The organism is Methylobacterium oryzae (assembly GCF_036441375.1).
GTDB lineage: Bacteria > Pseudomonadota > Alphaproteobacteria > Rhizobiales > Beijerinckiaceae > Methylobacterium > Methylobacterium oryzae_A.
This window is the reverse complement of sequence record NZ_MLCA01000001.1, coordinates 580,160-597,181: the sequence shown is the minus strand read 5'-3', so window position 1 is coordinate 597,181 and position 17,022 is coordinate 580,160. Positions and strand designations below refer to the sequence as shown.

Annotated in this window: 20 protein-coding genes and 1 pseudogene; 12 read left to right on the top strand and 9 right to left on the bottom strand. The window is 70.3% G+C overall.

Features of this window, described 5'->3' with window-relative positions:
* Window positions 1-164: 164 nt before the first annotated feature.
* The gene (locus tag MOTC310_RS02805) at window positions 165-1,055 is read left to right on the top strand and encodes a collagen-like domain-containing protein (RefSeq protein WP_331300726.1); all 891 of its coding nucleotides are present in this window, start codon (window positions 165-167) and stop codon (window positions 1,053-1,055) included.
* A 25-nt stretch (window positions 1,056-1,080) separates the two neighbouring features.
* Here the strand turns inward: MOTC310_RS02805 and MOTC310_RS02800 are convergent, their stop codons facing one another.
* Complete coding sequence (locus MOTC310_RS02800; RefSeq protein ID WP_419539874.1) at window positions 1,081-1,383, bottom strand: NAD(P)/FAD-dependent oxidoreductase; 303 nt, start codon at window positions 1,381-1,383, stop codon at window positions 1,081-1,083.
* Between the two features lie 11 nt (window positions 1,384-1,394).
* On the opposite strand from MOTC310_RS02800, the pseudogene MOTC310_RS02790 reads away from it, so the two are divergent.
* Window positions 1,395-1,724: pseudogene (locus MOTC310_RS02790) on the top strand (citrate/2-methylcitrate synthase); the annotation flags it as partial.
* On the opposite strand, the gene MOTC310_RS02785 reads toward MOTC310_RS02790, so the two are convergent.
* Window positions 1,664-2,455 (bottom strand): TIGR03862 family flavoprotein, encoded by a 792-nt coding sequence (locus tag MOTC310_RS02785; RefSeq protein ID WP_419539872.1) that lies wholly within the window; start codon window positions 2,453-2,455, stop codon window positions 1,664-1,666. The pseudogene MOTC310_RS02790 and the gene MOTC310_RS02785 overlap by 61 nt on opposite strands.
* 255 nt (window positions 2,456-2,710) lie before the next feature.
* On the opposite strand from MOTC310_RS02785, the gene MOTC310_RS02780 reads away from it, so the two are divergent.
* Together MOTC310_RS02780 and MOTC310_RS02775 are read left to right on the top strand one after the other, a co-directional pair.
* A complete protein-coding gene (locus tag MOTC310_RS02780; protein WP_331300725.1) occupies window positions 2,711-4,249 on the top strand; it encodes an MDR family MFS transporter in 1,539 nt (512 codons plus the stop codon).
* Window positions 4,250-4,559: 310 nt separating this feature from the next.
* Complete coding sequence (locus MOTC310_RS02775) at window positions 4,560-5,588, top strand: TerC family protein (RefSeq protein WP_331300724.1); 1,029 nt, start codon at window positions 4,560-4,562, stop codon at window positions 5,586-5,588.
* Window positions 5,589-5,612: 24 nt separating this feature from the next.
* Here the strand turns inward: MOTC310_RS02775 and MOTC310_RS02770 are convergent, their stop codons facing one another.
* The 3 genes from MOTC310_RS02770 to MOTC310_RS02760 form a co-directional block, all read right to left on the bottom strand.
* The gene (locus MOTC310_RS02770; protein WP_331300723.1) at window positions 5,613-6,368 is read right to left on the bottom strand and encodes an N-acetylmuramoyl-L-alanine amidase; all 756 of its coding nucleotides are present in this window, start codon (window positions 6,366-6,368) and stop codon (window positions 5,613-5,615) included.
* Window positions 6,365-7,105, bottom strand: coding sequence for a TerB family tellurite resistance protein (locus tag MOTC310_RS02765; RefSeq protein ID WP_331289677.1), 741 nt, complete (start codon window positions 7,103-7,105; stop codon window positions 6,365-6,367). The genes MOTC310_RS02770 and MOTC310_RS02765 overlap by 4 nt, the downstream gene beginning before the upstream one ends.
* A gap of 163 nt (window positions 7,106-7,268) precedes the next feature.
* Window positions 7,269-7,538, bottom strand: coding sequence for a hypothetical protein (locus MOTC310_RS02760; RefSeq protein WP_331300722.1), 270 nt, complete (start codon window positions 7,536-7,538; stop codon window positions 7,269-7,271).
* Between the two features lie 242 nt (window positions 7,539-7,780).
* Here MOTC310_RS02760 and MOTC310_RS02755 point away from each other — a divergent pair, with 242 nt between their 5' ends.
* On the top strand, window positions 7,781-8,428 hold the full coding sequence (locus MOTC310_RS02755) for an urease accessory protein UreE (protein ID WP_331300721.1): 648 nt from the start codon (window positions 7,781-7,783) through the stop codon (window positions 8,426-8,428).
* Between the two features lie 108 nt (window positions 8,429-8,536).
* Here MOTC310_RS02755 and MOTC310_RS02750 read toward each other — a convergent pair whose 3' ends face one another.
* From MOTC310_RS02750 to MOTC310_RS02740, 3 genes are all read right to left on the bottom strand, one after another.
* Window positions 8,537-8,962 (bottom strand): GFA family protein, encoded by a 426-nt coding sequence (locus tag MOTC310_RS02750; RefSeq protein WP_331300720.1) that lies wholly within the window; start codon window positions 8,960-8,962, stop codon window positions 8,537-8,539.
* 166 nt (window positions 8,963-9,128) lie between these two features.
* A complete protein-coding gene (locus MOTC310_RS02745) occupies window positions 9,129-9,344 on the bottom strand; it encodes a hypothetical protein (protein ID WP_331289667.1) in 216 nt (71 codons plus the stop codon).
* A 13-nt stretch (window positions 9,345-9,357) separates the two neighbouring features.
* The gene (locus MOTC310_RS02740) at window positions 9,358-9,522 is read right to left on the bottom strand and encodes a hypothetical protein (protein ID WP_331289668.1); all 165 of its coding nucleotides are present in this window, start codon (window positions 9,520-9,522) and stop codon (window positions 9,358-9,360) included.
* Between the two features lie 312 nt (window positions 9,523-9,834).
* Between MOTC310_RS02740 and MOTC310_RS02735 the strand changes: the two genes are divergently transcribed.
* Window positions 9,835-10,710 (top strand): SDR family oxidoreductase, encoded by an 876-nt coding sequence (locus tag MOTC310_RS02735; RefSeq protein ID WP_331300719.1) that lies wholly within the window; start codon window positions 9,835-9,837, stop codon window positions 10,708-10,710.
* A 55-nt stretch (window positions 10,711-10,765) separates the two neighbouring features.
* Here the strand turns inward: MOTC310_RS02735 and MOTC310_RS02730 are convergent, their stop codons facing one another.
* Window positions 10,766-11,335, bottom strand: coding sequence for a methyl-accepting chemotaxis protein (locus MOTC310_RS02730; RefSeq protein WP_331300718.1), 570 nt, complete (start codon window positions 11,333-11,335; stop codon window positions 10,766-10,768).
* 216 nt (window positions 11,336-11,551) lie between these two features.
* On the opposite strand from MOTC310_RS02730, the gene MOTC310_RS02725 reads away from it, so the two are divergent.
* From MOTC310_RS02725 to MOTC310_RS02700, 6 genes are all read left to right on the top strand, one after another.
* Window positions 11,552-12,760 carry a tyrosine-type recombinase/integrase gene (locus MOTC310_RS02725; protein WP_331301454.1) on the top strand — a complete coding sequence of 403 codons (1,209 nt, stop codon included), beginning with the start codon at window positions 11,552-11,554 and terminating at the stop codon, window positions 12,758-12,760.
* Entirely contained in the window at window positions 12,753-13,313 is a 561-nt protein-coding gene (locus MOTC310_RS02720) for a hypothetical protein (protein WP_331300717.1), read from the top strand. The genes MOTC310_RS02725 and MOTC310_RS02720 overlap by 8 nt, the downstream gene beginning before the upstream one ends.
* 112 nt (window positions 13,314-13,425) lie before the next feature.
* Window positions 13,426-13,650, top strand: coding sequence for a helix-turn-helix domain-containing protein (locus tag MOTC310_RS02715; RefSeq protein WP_331300716.1), 225 nt, complete (start codon window positions 13,426-13,428; stop codon window positions 13,648-13,650).
* 425 nt (window positions 13,651-14,075) lie between these two features.
* Complete coding sequence (locus tag MOTC310_RS02710; RefSeq protein ID WP_331300715.1) at window positions 14,076-14,432, top strand: hypothetical protein; 357 nt, start codon at window positions 14,076-14,078, stop codon at window positions 14,430-14,432.
* Window positions 14,432-15,391 (top strand): DUF7146 domain-containing protein, encoded by a 960-nt coding sequence (locus MOTC310_RS02705; protein WP_331300714.1) that lies wholly within the window; start codon window positions 14,432-14,434, stop codon window positions 15,389-15,391. Before MOTC310_RS02710 ends, MOTC310_RS02705 begins: the two co-directional genes overlap by 1 nt.
* Window positions 15,384-16,598: an ATP-binding protein gene (locus tag MOTC310_RS02700; protein ID WP_331301453.1), complete on the top strand. Its 1,215-nt coding sequence runs from the start codon at window positions 15,384-15,386 to the stop codon at window positions 16,596-16,598. The genes MOTC310_RS02705 and MOTC310_RS02700 overlap by 8 nt, the downstream gene beginning before the upstream one ends.
* Window positions 16,599-17,022: the final 424 nt, after the last annotated feature.

The window sequence follows — 17,022 nt, the reverse complement described above, 5'->3', positions numbered from 1 at the left end:
AGCGTGCCGGAATCGCGCGTGGCAGCAGCGGCTTGGCCTGTGGACGGGTGTGGACGCCTGTGGAATCGGCCTCCACCGCAGGGTCCGAGGTGGCGGTTGACCGCAATCGCAGAGCGAGACCAATGTCCGGACGCCGCGCGTGACGCGGTCGAACCGGACCGCGCATGCGCTCTTCCTTCAGCCCAGCCCTCACCCTGACGCTCCTGCTCGCCCTGTCGGGGGCGGCGCTCGGCCAGCAGGCGGAGCCCCCGGGTGCGGCCGGCCCGGATCCGGCCTCGGCCGCCCCCGCGACGGGCCGGTCGCGCCCGGCCCGCCCGCGGATCCGGCACGCGCAGGCCCCGAGCCAGCCGATCATGGTCTACGACGCGCGCATCGAGGCCGGCGACCTGCGGATCTCGGGCTCGGTGCGCAAGCCCGGGGCGATCGTGGTGCTGGACGACGACATCTCGATCCAGGCCGACCGGCGCGGCCGGTTCACCTTCCGGCTGCCCTACCGGCCCGCGACCTGCGTGGTGACGCTGAAGGCGGAGCCGGACGAGCGCGAGGCGGTGGTGGCGAACTGCGCGCCCGAGGGTCCGCCCGGACCGCCCGGTCCCCAGGGAGCTGCGGGACCGCCCGGCGAGACGGGCCCCAGGGGCGAGACGGGGGCCAAGGGCGAGACCGGCCCCAAGGGGGATCAGGGCCTCAAGGGCGAGACGGGTCCTCAGGGCGAGCCCGGCCCGAAGGGTGAGTCCGGTCCCACGGGCGCGGTCGGCCCGCAGGGCGCACCGGGCCCGAAGGGCGAGACGGGAGCCTCGGGCCTGCAGGGTCCTGCGGGCCCGCGGGGTCCGGTCGGACCGCAGGGCGGCCCGGGCCCGAAGGGGGAGGCCACCGCCGCCAGCCTGCGGCCCGTGCGCAAGTCCGACTGCCCGGGGGGCTGCACCGTCACCTGCGCGACCGGGGAGATGCTGGTCACGGCCCACTGCCTCAAGGGCGGCGCGCCGACCTACGACGGGGAGGGCGCCAGCTGCCCGGCGGAGGCGTCCGGCATCGTCGGGTTCTGCACGCGGCCCTGAGGCGGGCGGCCCTGATCCCGGCGGCTCAGCCGCCGGTCTCGCGCAGCCAGTCGAGCATCCCGGCGGCGGCCGCCCGGCCGCCCGCGAAGGCGCCCTGGAGCAGGTAGCCGCCGGTCGGCGCTTCCCAGTCGAGCATCTCGCCGGCCAGGAACAGGCCGGGATGGGCGCGCAGCATGGACCGCCCGTCCAGCGCGTCGAGCCGGACGCCGCCCGCCGTCGAGATCGCCCGCTCGATCGGCGCGGGTTGAACCGGCCGCTGGTGGTGACGCCGAAGGGCGTCCGCCTGTGCCGCCCTTCCGAGGCCGTGCTGGACCTCCTGCCGCCGCAGCGGGGGCGCGGCTGATCGCGCCCCAGATGAACCGGTTCTTCCCCGGCTTCCGCCGCGACGCGCACCCGATGGCCGTGATGGTCGCCTCGGTGGGCGCCCTCTCGGCCTTCTACCACGACTCGACCGATATCACGGACGAGAGCCAGCGGCTGATCGCGTCGATCCGCATGATCGCCAAGATGCCGACGCTCGCGGCGATGGCCTACAAGTACTCGATCGGCCAGCCTTTCGTGTACCCGAAGAACGACCTCGACTACACGTCGAACTTCCTGCGCATGTGCTACGCGGTGCCGTGCGAGGAGTACGAGGTGAACCCGGTCTTCGCCCGGGCGCGCGAGAGGGCGTAGATCGCCCCACCCTCGATGCCGGCCGCGGTGATCACGGCCTCGCCCCGCACCGTGGTGCCCGCGCAGGTGAGCGCCACCCGCTTCAGCGGAGCGCCGGAGAACCGCTCCCGGAACAGGTCGGACCACGCCGCCGCGAAGCCGGCATTGGCCGGACGCAGGGGCGCCACCGCCACGCCGAGCCCCTCGAGGAGCGGCACCCAGCGCCCGTCGGAGCCGAGGCGCGGCCAGCTCGCCCCGCCGAGGGCCAGCAGGGTGGCGCGGGGCCGGAGGTCCAGGGGGCCGTCCGGGGTCTCGAAGCGCAGGCCCTCGGCGATCCCCGTGAGCCGGTGGCGGGTGCGGATCCGGACGCCGAGCCGGTCGAGCCGCGCCAGCCACGCCCGCAGCAGGGGCGAGGCCTTGAAGCTCCGCGGGAAGACGCGCCCGCTCGAGCCGACGAAGGTCGGCTCGCCGAGATCCGCGCACCACACCCTGAGCGCGTTGGGCGGGAAGGCCGCGATCGCCGCGTCGAGGGCGCCGCGCGGGTGGTAGCGGGCGAGGAACTCAGCCCGCGCCTCGCTGTGGGTGATGTTGAGGCCGCCGCGCCCGGCGATCAGCAGCTTCCGGGCGACCGAGGGCATGCGCTCGTAGACCGTGACCGCGCGGCCGGCCGCCCCCAGCAGCTCGGCCGCGGCGAGCCCGGCGGGCCCTCCGCCCACGATGGCGATTGCGTCCCTGTCATCCGGCATGGCCCGGGAGAGCGACAGCCCGGCACGCTCTGTCAAGGGCGAAGGCCGGATCGGCGCCGGGCGCCATGGGCCGGCCCCCGGCATTGCGCTAGGAACCGGACACGCCCGAACGCACGTTCTTCCCGATCCCGGGCGCCGCGGTTACCGGTGCACCGGCCCGCGACCGCGGCCCGTCCGCGCCCCCTCATGCCGCCCCAGGCCCCGTCCGCCCCGGACGGTCGGCCGGCACGGTCCGGATCAGAGGCTCTCAGACACGTGGCCAGTCCCGTCGCCGTCACCGAGATTCAGCCGCAGGCCCAGGCGCGGCCCGCCGCCCCGCAGGCCGCGCTCAGCCCGGGCGAGATCCGCGCCATCGTCTACGGGCTGATGACCGCGATGCTGCTCGCGGCCCTCGACCAGACCATCGTGGCGACCGCCATGCCGACCATCGGCCTCGACCTCGGCGACGCCGCGAACCTGCCCTGGATCGTCACCGCCTACCTGCTGGCCTCCACGGCGGTGACCCCGCTCTACGGCAAGCTCAGCGACATTCACGGCCGGCGGGTCATGCTGCTGATCGCCATCGCGACCTTCGTGGTCGGCTCGCTGGCCTGCGCGCTCGCGCCCACGATGGTGGCGCTGGCGCTCGCCCGGGGCCTCCAGGGTGTCGGCGGCGGCGGGCTGATCGCCCTGGCGCAGACCATCCTGGCCGACATCATGTCGCCCAAGGAGCGGGCGCGCTACCAAGTGGTGATCGCGGGCGTGTTCGTGACGGCCTCGGTGGCGGGGCCGCTGCTCGGCGGCCTGTTCGCCCAGCACCTGCACTGGTCACTGATCTTCTGGATCAACCTGCCGATCGGCGTCCTCGCCTTCGCGCTGACCAACGCCAACCTCAAGCGCCTGCCGCGCCACGAGCGCCGCCACCGGCTGGACTATCCCGGCGCCGCCCTGATGGTGGCGGGTTCCGTCACGCTCCTGCTGGCCCTGAGCTGGGGCGGCGTGCGCTATCCCTGGGACTCGGCGCCGGTCCTCGCCCTCCTCGCCGGGGCGGCCGTGCTGGGCTTGGGCTTCGCGGCGCGGCTCGCCACGGCGCCGGAGCCGCTGATCCCCACGGAGGTGCTCAAGGACCGGGTGGTCTACAGCGCGACGCTGGCCGCGTGCTTCGCCATGGGCACCTTCATCGGGCTCACCATCTACGTGCCGATCTTCCTCGAAGGGGTGATCGGGCTCTCGGCGAGCGAGTCAGGCGTGGCCCTGGTGCCGCTGATGATCGGGACCGTCACGGGCGCGACCCTGTCGGGCCGGTCGATGCTGCATTTTCGGCACTACAAGCGCGTGCCGCTGGCGATGATGTGCGTCAGCCTCGCCTGCTGCGCCACCATCGCCTGGCAGGGCCGAGCGCTGCCCTTCTGGCTCATGGAGGTGCTGTTCGCGCTGCTCTCCATGGGGATCGGGACGATCCTCCCGCTCTCGACCATCTCGATCCAGAACGCGGTGGAGACGCACCAGCTCGGCATCGCGACCGCCGCGATGAACTTCTTCCGGTCCCTCGGCGGAGCGCTGATCGTGGCCGCCTTCGGCACGATCGTGCTCGGCGGCGCCGCGGGCGGGGCGGGGGGCGGGGCCCACGACGTGGAGAGCCTGATCCGCGGCGCGGACCCGGCCCAGCTCGCCCTGACCTTCCGCCACGTCTTCCTGGCCGCCTGCCTCGGCCTGCTCGGCGCCTTCACGTTCCTGGCGCTGATGGAGGAGCGGCCCCTGCGCGAGCGCACGTCGCCGAAGATGGCCGCCGAGACGCCGGACGTCCCCGCCTGACGGCCCCTCGACCTCTTCCGATCCCGGAAGGGCCTTCGGACCGAGCGCGCACCCGCCACCGCGCGCGTTCCGGCTTCGAGACCGCGGGGAGACCGCAGGCCGCTCCGACGCGTGCCCGTCGTCGCGTCGGGGCCACGGGGGCCGGATATCGTCACCGGCCCGCGCCCCGCTCGGGCGTCCTGCCCTTGATTCGCCTGGATCACCCCTTACGTCGGCCTCATCGGCTGCGGGCCCCTCTGGCGGGCGCTCCTCAGCGCCCGTGATGTCGGAGCCGATGCTTTCCATTTGGAATCAGCATCAGGTCCCGCACATGATGGACGTCCTCACCGTCGTATGGCTCGGCAAGCCGTTGTGGATGTGGCTCGGGTTCCACGTCCTGATCGCCTGCCTGCTCGCCTTCGACCTCGGTCTCCTCCACCGCGACAAGGAGCACGAGATCGGCGTCCGGGAGAGTCTGCTGCTCACCGGCTTCTACCTCGCCCTCGGCCTCGCCTTCGGCGGCTGGATCTGGTGGTATCTCGGGCCGTCTTCCGCCGAGGAATACGTCACCGGCCTCGTGGTCGAGAAGTCGCTGTCGATGGACAACGTCTTCGTCATCGCCATGATCCTGACGGCGCTCGGCATCCCCCGGGCCGCACAGCACCGGGTCCTGCTCTGGGGGATTCTGGCGGCCGTGGTGCTGCGCGGCCTGATGATCGGGCTCGGTGCCGCCCTGGTGCACGAGGTGCACTGGGTCCTGTCGCTGTTCGCCGCCTTCCTGATCTACGCCGGCCTGAAGATCCTGCTCGCGGGCGACGAGGAGGAGGGCGACTTCCGGAACAGCGCCGTCGTCCGCTGGTTCAAGACGACCTTCCGGGTCACCCCCGAGCTGCACGGTCAGCGCTTCGCGGTGCGCAAGACCGACCCGAAGACCGGCAAGGTCGCCCTGTTCTTCACCCCGCTGGCGCTCGCCCTGGTGCTGGTCAACGGCGCCGACGTGATCTTCGCGGTCGACAGCGTGCCGGCGATCTTCGCGATCACCGCCGACACGTTCGTGGTCTACACCTCCAACATCTTCGCGATCCTGGGCCTGCGCGCCCTCTACTTCGCGCTCGCCGCGATGGTCGACCGGTTCGCCTACCTGAAGACGGCCCTCGCCTTCATCCTGATCTTCATCGGCACCAAGATCGTGGTGGCCGACACGTTCGGCCTCGTGACGATCCCGCCGTGGGTCTCCCTGGTGGTGACCCTGACGCTGCTGGCGGCCGGCGTCTTCTACAGCCTCTGGCGGACCCGGACCGACGCGCCGGCGCCCTCGGAGACCGGGCACCCGCACGAGGCTCGGGCCCACCGCGCCTGAGGGGGCCCGGCAGGCGCCCGGCCCTCAGGCCGCCGGCAGCGCCGCGATCAGGTCGCGCAGGGTGGTGATGGTGGAGGCGTCGGCCACGCCGTCCACCCGCGCCGGGCGGAAATGGCGCTGGAACGCCGTGACCACCGCCTGGGTGCGCGCGTCGAACATCCCGGTCACCGGCAGGTCGTAGCCGTAGAGCGCGAACATCGCCTGCAGCGCCTCGACGGGCTGGCCGGCATCGCCCCGCGCGAAGAAGCGGCCATCCTGGAGGCGGGCCGGGGGCAGGTGGTGGCCTACTCCCCCCGCCGCGAGACGGTCCCACGGGAAGATCTCGCCCGGATCCTCCTTGCGCTCGGGCGCGACGTCGGAATGGGCGAGCACCCGCTCCGGCGGGATCGGCCAGCGGCCGAGGATGTCCCGGGCCAGCGCGATCACCGCCTCGACCTGGGCCTCCGGGTAGGGCGGCAGGCCGCCGGCATGGCCCGGATGGACGATCTCGATCCCGATCGATCGGGAATTGACGTCGGTCTCCCCTTTCCAGGCCCCGGCGCCGGCGTGCCAGGCCCGGCGCGCCTCCGGTACCATCTGGACGATGCCGCCATCCTCGAACACGAGATAGTGGGCCGAGACCTCGCTCAGCGGATCGCGCAGGCGGGCGAGGGCGGCGGCCCCGCTGTCCATCCCGGTATAGTGCAGGATCAGCATGTCGAGCGGACCGGAGCGGCGGGCCCCGTGGTTCGGCGAGGGCGCGACCCGGCGGACGAGGGAACTGTCGGGGATCAGGCTCACCGCAGCCCGCGCTCCTGCGCGATCCGGTCATAGGCCGCGTTGATCGCGGCGAGCCGCCGGGTGGCAATGGCCACCGCCTCCGTCGGCAGGCCGCGGGCGAGCGCCCGATCCGGATGGTGCTCGGCCACGAGCGCCCGGTGGCGCGCCTTCACGGCGGCGTCGTCCGCCTCGCGGTCCAGCCCGAGGACACCGTAGGGATCGTCCGGCAGCCGCACGTGGCGGGCGGCGATGCGCCGGAACGCCGCCTCGTCGAAGCCGAAGATGCCCGAGACCGCGCGCAGGTATCGCTCCTCGGCCTCGTGCAGCGCCCCGTCGGCGCCGGCGATCTGGAACAGGCCGTCGAGCACGTCCTCCAGGAGCGCCGGCTCGTCGCCGAAGGTGGTCGCCAGCTGACGCGCGTAGGCCTCGAAGCCGTTCGTGGTCTTCTTGGCGAGGTCGAACAGGCGCTCGACGCCCGCCCGGGCGGACGGCTCCACCTGCACGACCCGGCCGAAAGCCTCGACCTCCGAGGGCAGCACGACGCCGTCGGACTTGGCCATCTTGGCGGCGAGCGCCACGAGCCCGGTGGTGAACACGACGTCGCGGGGCGTCCGCCCGAAGGGCGCACCGACGCGGTCGAGGAGGAAATGGCCCGCGACACCCCCGATCAGCGCCCCGAGGGGGCCGCCGATCGCGAGGCCGAAGCCGGCGCCGCCGAGCTTGCCCCAGACGCCCTGAGACTTGGTCGCCTGACTCATGGGCGAGCCGGTCCCGGCGCTGATCCTCGGCTCGGCTCTGTCATCGGGGGCGGCGGGGCTCCGGCACCGGGACGGGCCCGGCCGAGCGACGGGATAGCCGCTCCGCACGCCGCGAGGAAGGGCCGGGACGCGCCCGGCCCAACCAAGTGCGCTTCAGCTGCGCTTAGCGGCAGTAGATGTTGCCGTAGGCGTCGCGGTAGGTGCCGTAGGGGCAGCGCGGCGCGGTCGAGGCGCCCACGATGGCGCCGCCGGCACCGCCGATCGCGGCACCCGCCAGGGCGCCGCCCGCGCGGCCGGTGGCCGCCGCGCCGATCGCCGCACCGGTCAGAGCGCCGAGGCCGGCACCGCCCAGAGCCCGGTCCTCCGGGGTGTTGCAGCCAGCGAGCGAGAGGGCGGCGATGGTGGCGATGGCGGCTGCCGTCAGCTTCTTCATGGTCCCCAAAACTCCCTTGTGAATCCGGTCCGGCCGGTGGCCGTGATCGTTGCGGATCGTCCCGAGCTTAGCAGGAAAGGAATGTCGGCCATACGGCTAAGGTTCCATCGGCCGCGGGCCGAGTTGCGCCGGGTTCCCGTCTCGCCCTATGCCACGGTTCGGAAGGCGCTCCGGCCGCGGTGCCGCGACGCCCTATCCGGCACCACGTCCGGCACCAGTCCGGCATCATGTCCGAGGGTCCCATGCCGACAGCCACCACGATCGTCCGCCGGGCCGCGGTCCGCGCCGACCGCGTCGCCGACACGGTGATCCTCGACCGCGCGGCCCGGGATGCCGTGGCGGGGTCCCTGGTCGCCGAAGGCGGCCTCGGCTTCGACGTCGCGCTCACCAAGACCGCGGCGCTCGAGGACGGCGACGCCCTGCGCCTCGATGACGGCCGCCTCGTCGCGGTGCGGGCCGCCGCCGAGGACCTCCTGGAGGTGCGCGCCGAGAATCCGGCCCGCCTGCTGCGCCTCGCTTGGCAGCTCGGCGGCAGCCACGTGGATGCCGAGATCGGCGCCGACGTGCTCTACGTGCCGGCGACTGCCGCCGCGGCCGAGCTGGTGCGCGGGCAGGGCTGCGTCGCGACCCCGGTCTCCCGCGCCTTCCGGCCCGAGCTCGCCGCCCACGATCACAGCACCTGCGGGCACGATCACGGGCATGATCATCATGCCCACGATCATCACGACCACGATCATGACGACCATGGTCACGGGCATGGCCACGCGCACGATCTCGCGCATAAGCACGGTCACAGCCATGAGCACCAGCCCGGGCACCAGAAGCATGACCCCGGTCACGACCACGGCCACACGCACGGTCCCGGCTGCGGCTGCGGCCACGATCATTAGCGTCTGAATCGGGCCCGGCCCCGAGCGGCGCTCGGGGCCGGTCAGGCGAGACCGATCGGAGATTTCACGCCGCCTCCCGACGACGGACAGCCTGCCGTCACGCCGCCGTCACTCCGCCGGGATGAAGCGCAGCGTGCCGGCGCGCCGCGTGGGCTGGCCGGTGTCGTTCGTGTGATTGACGCCGTCCATTACCGGGACCTCCGGAAAATCGAAGGGACTGACGCCGTCCAGGCAGGCCACGTTGACGGCGTGGACGTTCGGGTCCGACCGCCGCTGATGGTGCGTGTAGACGCCGCAGCGCCCGCAGAAGAAGTGCCGCGCCGTCCCGGTATGGAACCGGTAGGTCGTCAGCGCCTCCGCACCCTGCAGGATCCTCACCCCGCCCCGTCGCGCCATGACGACGACGGCACCGCGCATGCGGCAGTAGGAGCAGGTGCACCGGCGGATCGACGCGAGATCGTCGCTGAGGGCCGCCTCGAAGCGCACGGCACCGCAATGGCAGCGGCCGGACCGGAACGTCGCATCGTCCGCCATGGTGCTGGGCCTTCCCTGGGCTGTCCTGCGACCCGGCTCGACAACAGGTCCGGCCGGCCCCCCCGCGTCTAAGTTCCGGGCGTCAGGCCGACAATCACCATGTCTTCACGCGATGCGTCAGGGAAACTCACGCGCCGGGGCCTCCGGGAGACCGGGGCGCTGCCGATCACGGGCGCTTCGGCACGGACCTCCGGCAGTACTGGCGCGCCTCCTCGGCGGACAGGCTGTCCTGGGCGTCCACGCACTGGTCGAGTGTGAGGCCGATGCTGGTCGCGTAGGGCTCGTTGGGCGACAGCGCCGCCCGTGCGAGCGCCGCCAGGTACAGCAGGAATGCCGCGACCGCGACGATCAGCGCCGCGACGACCGCGCGATTCAGCAACATCGCCGACGACCGGTCACGGGATCCCGACCAGCAGCAGCGCGAGCACGAGCACCGTGAGCCCCGTTCCGATCAACGCCACGGCGGTGTAGTCGCGTCCGGACCGCCGCGTTGATGTGCGGCCGGGCCGGACCATGATCCGCGCCTCGGATCCCTGTCCCGGGTCCAGGGGCCGGCTCACTGCAGCAGGCCCCAAAGGCCCGTGGCCAGTCCGAAGGTGAGCGAGAGCATCGCCGCGCCGAGCAAGACGCGATCGATCGCGCGGGCGACCCGATCCTCCGGCTGAACGTCGATCATGGCGGGACCTCCTCAAGCCCAGAGTGCGGAACGGCTGTTGCTGACCTGTGTCGGCCCGGCGCCGGCACACGGCTTCGTGTTGTCGCCGGCAGGGGCAGCCTCGAGCGAGGCTCCGATCGACGGGGCGCGGCGCCAGGGCACCGGAACACCCGGGATGCCGCGCAGTTTGACCGGCATCCCCCATCGGAGACGACGCGTGACCACGGATCCGCTGCACAAGTATCCCCGCCCGCCCTTCGCGGCGCAGCCCCAGAGCTTCCCCGGCAAGACCGGCCGCATGGAGCCGGAACCCGACCACGGTGAGGCGAGCTACAAGGGCTCGGGCAAGCTGACCGGCCAGGCGGCGCTGATCACCGGCGGCGATTCCGGCATCGGCCGCGCGGTCGCCATCGCCTTCGCGCGCGAGGGGGCCGACATTGCCATCTCCTACCTGCCGGAGGAGCAGGCCGACGCGGAGGCGGTCGCCCAGTGGGTCGAGAAAGCGGGACGGCGCGCGCTGCTCCTGCCGGGCGACCTCAAGGACGCCGCCTACGGGCGCCAGATCGTCGCCCGCACGGTGGAGACGTTCGGGCGCCTCGACGTGCTGGTCAACAACGGCGCCTTCCAGCAGCCGAACGAGGACCTCGCCGGGATCGACGACGCCGTGTTCGAGGACCATTTCCGCACCAACGTGTTCGGCGCGTTCTACGTGACCAAGGCGGCGCTCGCCCATCTGAAGCCCGGCGCCTCGGTGATCTTCACCTCCTCGGTGAACTCCAAGCATCCGATGCCGTCGCTCCTGGCCTACAGCGCCACGAAGGGCGCCCTGAGCAACATGGTGCTCAGCCTCGCCCAGCTGCTCGCCGACAAGGGCGTGCGCGTGAACGGCGTGCTGCCCGGGCCGATCTGGACCCCGTTCATCCCGTCCGGGATGAGCCAGGAATCGGTCAAATCCTTCGGCAGCCAAGTGCCCTTCGGCCGGCCCGGTCAGCCGGCCGAACTCGCCTCGGCCTACGTGATGCTGGCCTCGGAGGAGAGCAGCTACACGTCGGGCGCGCTCGTGACCGTCGCCGGGGCAATGCCGGTCTTCTGATGATCCGCACGGACGGGCGCCCTCCCGGCGGCGCCCGTCAGAATCTTCGGTGCGTTCAGGCGGCCCGCATCTCGGCGAGAAAGCGCATGACCTCGGACCGCAGGGCCTCGGCGCTGCGGCAGACGTCGCCGGCGGCCGCGCCGACATCCTCGGCGACGCGATGCGTCGCCTCCGCGGCCGACGAGGCCGAGACCACGTTCTGGCTGACCGAGTCGGTTCCCCGGGACGCCGCGTCGATATTCTGCGAGATGTGCCCGGTGGCGAACCGCTGCTGCTCGACCGCCGCCGCGATCGCGCTGGCGATCGTGTTCATCGTGTCGACGGTCCGGCCGATCGAGTGGACCGCGCCGACCGCCTCCGTCGTCTCGCCCTGGATCGCAGCGACCTGTGCGGTGATCTCCTCGGTGGCCTGCGCGGTCTGCTCGGCCAAGCCCTTCACCTCGGCGGCGACCACGGCGAAGCCGCGCCCCGCCTCACCGGCCCGCGCGGCCTCGATCGTGGCGTTGAGGGCCAGCAGGTTGGTCTGCGCGGCGATCGCCGAGATGATCCGCACGACCGCGCCGATCTTCTCCGCCGCCCCGGCGAGGCCGCGGATCTGCCGGTCGGTCCGCTCCGCCTCGGTCACCGCCTGACCGGCGATCGCGGCCGACTTGGTGACTTGATCGCCGATCTCGCCGATCGAGGCGGACAGCTCCTCGGTAATGGCATTCCTGGGAACGCCTGGGGATCTCATAACACACTGGAACGCAGAGGGTATTTCGGGAACGAAGTCCCCCGCGGTGCCCTGGCGTTCCCACAAATCCGCGTCTACGGTGTGGGTAGAAGCGCGGGTGAAGATCCTATGCAGGGTAAGCTCACGGCCCTCGGTGTGGCTCGGCTGAAGACGGCAGGGATGTACGGCGACGGCCACGGCCTCTGGCTTCAGGTGACCGGCAAGGGCGGGAAGAGTTGGATCTTCCGGTACAAGATCGCCGGCCGGGCGCGCGAGATGGGCCTCGGGTCGTGCGCCACCTGGTCGCTCGCCGAAGCACGTGAGCGAGCGCGCGAGTGTCGGAAGCTGACATCCGAGGGCGTCGACCCTATCGAGGTCCGCAAGGTGAAGCGCCAGGAGGCGGCTCTGGAGGCCGCGAAGGCCATCACCTTCCGCGCCTGCGCCGAGAAGTACATCGAGGCCCACAAGGCCGGCTGGCGCAACGCCATCCACGCCGCGCAGTGGCCGTCGTCGCTGGAAAACCACGTCCACCCGGTGATCGGTGACCTGCCGGTCCAGGCGATCGACACCGCCTCGGTGATGAAGGTGCTGGAGCCGATCTGGACTACGCGATCCGAGACGGCGACGCGGGTGCGCGCCCGGATCGAGTCAGTGCTGGATTGGGCGGCCACCCATGGCTACCGACGCGGCGAAAATCCTGCGCGCTGGCGCGGGCACCTGCAGAACCTCCTCCCGAAGCGGTCGCGGGTGAAGCGGGTGCAGCACTATGCGGCGCTGCCGTTCAAGGAGATGCCCGCCTTCATGGTCGACCTGCGAGGCGAGGACTCGGTCCCGGCGCGGGCGCTGGAATTCGCGATCCTGACCGCAGCGCGCTCGGGCGAGGCGCTGGGCGCCCGCTGGTCCGAGATCGACATGGAAGCCGGGATCTGGACCATTCCGGCCGAGCGGATGAAATCCGCCGCCGAGCACAGGGTACCGCTGTCGGCGCCGGCCCTGGCTCTCTTGGCGAAGATGCGCGGCCTCAACGAGACCTTCGTGTTCCCCGGCAGCCGGAGCCGGCGCCCGCTCACGGACAAGATGGCGCGCGACGTCCTCGTGAAGATGGCTCGAGCCGGACTGACCGTTCACGGTTTCAGATCGTCGTTCCGGGACTGGGCTGGAGAGTGCACCGCATTCCCGCGCGACCTCGCGGAGATGGCCCTGGCGCACACCGTGGGCGACGCAACCGAGCGAGCCTATCGGCGTGGCGACCTGTTCGAGAAGCGCCGCGAACTTATGACGGCTTGGGCTGAGCACTGCTCCATTAGAACTGGCGGCCAAGGACCGAACCATGCCTGACGAAGCCGCATCCAAATTCATGTCCTCGGCAACCGATATCATTTTCCTGGCAGACGGAGCCGCCGAGTCAAAAGTCTTCAAGCCGGAAGAAGCGCAGCGGCTCCGCGAGGAGGCGGTCAAATTTCGCAAGTCCGCGGCATCAATCTTCTACGGTATAGAAGATCTCATAAATCGCGCCTCACCCGACTCGGGCGCCGATGCTGAGAAGCTGATAGAACTAGATCTTGCTTTAGAGCAATTAGTTAGATCTTGCTACCGCATTGGCGGGGCGACTTGGACGCACAACGCCAACAAGCGATATCTAGATCAAGTTACAATGGAAGAACGTCGCAAATCGCGAGCACAGACACCTAAACAATTGAAGCGTGAGCGGATCAAAAATGCAGTCTTGCCGCCTCTCATAGAGAACCGCGCCCCACGGCATAAACAGCTCACGGCGCTAAATGAGGCCCTGACGGCTGAGGGCTTAGGCGAGATATCTCAAGAGACTGCCGATCGCTGGGTGAAGAAGCTGACTCAAGCGATGGCGGCTTCAGCGAAAATCTCTGACTAAGTAACCGTCACTCTGCCAGAGTGACCACAACTGGCCGTTGCTTGTCGGTCGAGCCGGGCCCTAGTCTATCGTCATCCCCAGCAATTCCTGGGGACGGCCAAGGATAACCGCCATGAACTACACGGTTCAGGGTGCCGCGGGAGAACCGCGCGCGCCAACGGGAAAGCTTTTGCATCGTACTAAAGATGCTCAGCGGATCCTCAGCATCAGCAACACCACGTTTTACAGGCTTGCTGCCGCAGGAAAGCTGAAGGTCGTCAGGATCGGCGCGTCCAGCTACGTCACCGACGAGAGCATCCGCACCTTCCTCGCGTCTCTGGTGCAGGAGGCCGCGTAGACGAATGGCTTCCAGAAAAGGTGAAGCCCGCACGGCGGTGGCACGCCAGCGGGCTTCGGAAATGTCGTATCGCATCGACCCTTCCGATATAGCGCCTACCTCACTCGCCGTCCATAGGATCAGCAATCGCTACGGCGTCTCACTCGCCCATGCGGCAGTGATCTGCGAACTCGCCTTTCAGCGCACGGATAGCTGGAGGGCGACGCGATGAACCTCTCCAAAGCTTCTGTGGGTTCGCCGCTCACCTTCGATGCAATCGCAGAACGTGCCGGCCTTGCCGCTCGGTACGCGGAAGCCGCCGCCTACCTCGCCGCTGCGCAGGACGGTCCCGGCATGGCCCACGCCCTCGGGTGCGCCGGTCGGGCGCTCCTGGCCGCCAGTCAGGCCGCTTCGACCCTCCGTCCCGCAAAACAGGAGGCGTCGCGATGAGCATCGCCAACCTTCGGCGCATCATGGACGACACGGACGCCCGCCTTCATCGCGCGAAGGATGAAGATGAGGTCCGGCAGATCGGGATCGACCACGTCCGCGCGCTCGGCGCGGATCTGGCGACCACGGCCTACCTGAAGCTCATCTCCGAGCCGGAACGCACTGTTCAGCAGCAGGCCGAGTTCCTGCAGGAACTCATCGCAGGGCTGTTCAAGTCCATCGAAGAGACGTTCGCCCATCATGGCGTGCGGGACGTCGCCCTGCTCTCTGATCACCTTGAGGCGGCGGATGTCGGGTTCGTCGGCCGCCTCGACGAGCTGTTCTCCGTCGTCAGGATTGGAGGGCATGCGTGATGGATCTCCGCTCCGCAGCGCGCGCGCTCGGGGGCGAAGTGGTCGGCCGGGGCATCCTCTGCCCCGGTCCGAACCACACCCGCCAGGATCGCAGCCTCTCTATCCTGTTCGACGCCTCGGCGCCGGGCGGCTTCACCCTGCACAGTCATGCCGGCGACGACTTCGGCGCCTGCCGTGACTACGTGCGCGATCGGCTCGGACTTTCGGGGCAAGTTGCCCCGAAACCTGCGCCTTCGCCCCGCGAGCCGATCAAGGGGGGTAACGAAACGCTACCCCCTTCTGCTTCCGATCGTGCGTGCGAAGGGGGTGGGTATTCACCACCCCCTCCTTCCGGCTCGGACCGGACCGGGCTCGCTCTGCGGATCTGGCGCGAGGCGAGGGAGCCGGCCGAGACGCCGGTCAGCCGCTACCTCGCCCGCCGCGGCCTCGACCTCGTCAACGATGTGCACGGAGTTCTGCGGTTTCATCCGTCCTGTCCCTTCGCGGGCGGGCGGACGCCGGCCATGGTCGCGCTGGTCCGGAACGTCGTCACCAACCAGCCGCAGGCGATCCATCGCTCAGCTTTGAGCCATGAAGGGCAGAAGGTGGAGGTCGACGGTAAGGACCGGCTCGCCCTCGGGAGCACTCGCGGCGGCGCCGTAAAACTCACGTCCGACGAGGAGGTCACGACCTGCCTCGGGATCGGCGAGGGCATCGAGACGACGCTTTCGCTCCGCCGCCTACCCGAGTTCGGCGCCTCGCCCGTCTGGTCCGTCCTGAACGCAGGCGGGATTACCAGCTTCCCGGTTCTGCCGGGCATCGAATGCCTCTGGATCGCGGTCGACAACGATCCGGCCGGGCGGGGCGCGTCCGAACTGTGTGCCGACCGCTGGCGCCGCGCAGGCCGTGAGGTGCTGCTCGTGCACCCCACCGGCGACGGCGCCGATCTCAACGACATCCCGGAGGTGCGGCATGGCTGAGCCTGCCTATACCATCGAGCACCTGCGCCCGCGGTCTGAGCGTCGGGACAACGGCGCAGGCCGCGCAGGCTCCGCGATCAGCATCCGCTGGCACGGCGACGCAGACCCCAACGCCGATCGGGCGTGGCTCGTGCGGGATCTCGTCTTCGAGACCGGCAAGGGCCTGCTCGCTGGCCAGTGGGGCGGCGGCAAGACGTTCGGCGCCCTTGACCTCAGTGCGTCCGTGATGACCGGCAGCCCCTTCGCGGGGAAGCGGGTGATGCGGCAGGGCGGTGTTCTGTTCATCGCACCGGAGGGATCCTTTGAGATCCCGATCCGGCTGAAGGGCATCGTTCACGGCAAGCTCGGGCCGGACGCACCGGAGCGGTTGCCGTTCGCCTGGATCGAGGAATGCCCGCGCCTGCTCGACGCCGATGCCGTCCCGCAGCTCGTCACGGTGGCGAAGATGGCGGCCGAGCACCTGACCGAAGCGTTCGATCTGCCGCTCGCTCTTATCGTGATCGACACCGTCGCGGCCGGCGCCGGCTTCATGGATGAGAACTCAGCCGCGGAGGCGCAGCGCGTGATGAACGCCATGGAGGCCTTGAGCCACCAGACCGGCGCGTTCGTGCTCGGCGTCGATCACTTCGGCAAGGCCGTGGAGACCGGCACCCGGGGCTCGTCCGCGAAGGAAGCCGCCGCCGACGTGGTGCTGGCCATGCTCGCCAGCCGCGACGAGGCCGGAACGATCAGCAACACCCGCATGGCGATCCGGAAGGTGAGGGGAGGGCGCTGCGGCTATGAGATCCCCTACGCGCTGGAGGTCATCACCGTCGGCGAGACCTACGACCGCGAGCCAATCACGACGTGCATCGTGAACTGGCAGACGGACCGGATCTCAGCCTCGGCCATCGCGGTAGCCAAGGAACGCTGGCCGACCTCGCTGAAGGTCTTCCGGCGGGCCCTCACGGCAGCTCTGGATGAACACGGCATCAGGGCGTGGCCGTTCGGATCAACTGGCGCCGAGCATCGGACCGCAGCCGTCGAGCGCGTGCGGGACGCGTTCTATGCCACCTACCCCGCCGACGGTGAGGATGGCGCCAAGCGAGCAGACGCCAAGCGGCAGGCTTTCGGGCGGGCGCTCAAGATGGCTCTCGGGCGGTCGCTGGTGGCGTCCGTCGAGCTTCAGGGCGTCGATCACCTGTGGCTCGTGCCGGATGCGGACTGACGTGACACCCGGACGGACAGACGTGACACTCCTTAGTGTCACTGTCACGTCCGTCACGCTCCGGGCCCCGGACGTTCGTGACAGACGTCACGGTTGTCACGGTTGTCACGGTGCGGGTCGGGAAGGCGACGCGACCCGGGCAGATGCTGGATTGAGGCAGGGGATTTTGTAGGCGTTCAGCCTCCACATACGCGACGGCGCCCCGGCTCACCGACCCGACTGAGTGGCCGGTGGGAATACGGCGGATGCGTCTTCCGCCAACTTCAGCGAATTCGGTAGCTGCACCAAGCGCTTGAGATTGAGCGCTCAGCGCTACCCACACCCCGCCCCACGTTCATGGCTCTTTCTACGCTCAACGCGCGCCAAGATCGTCCCACTAGCTATAAAATATAGCTTGTGCTATAAAGCTTCACGAGGCGAATAA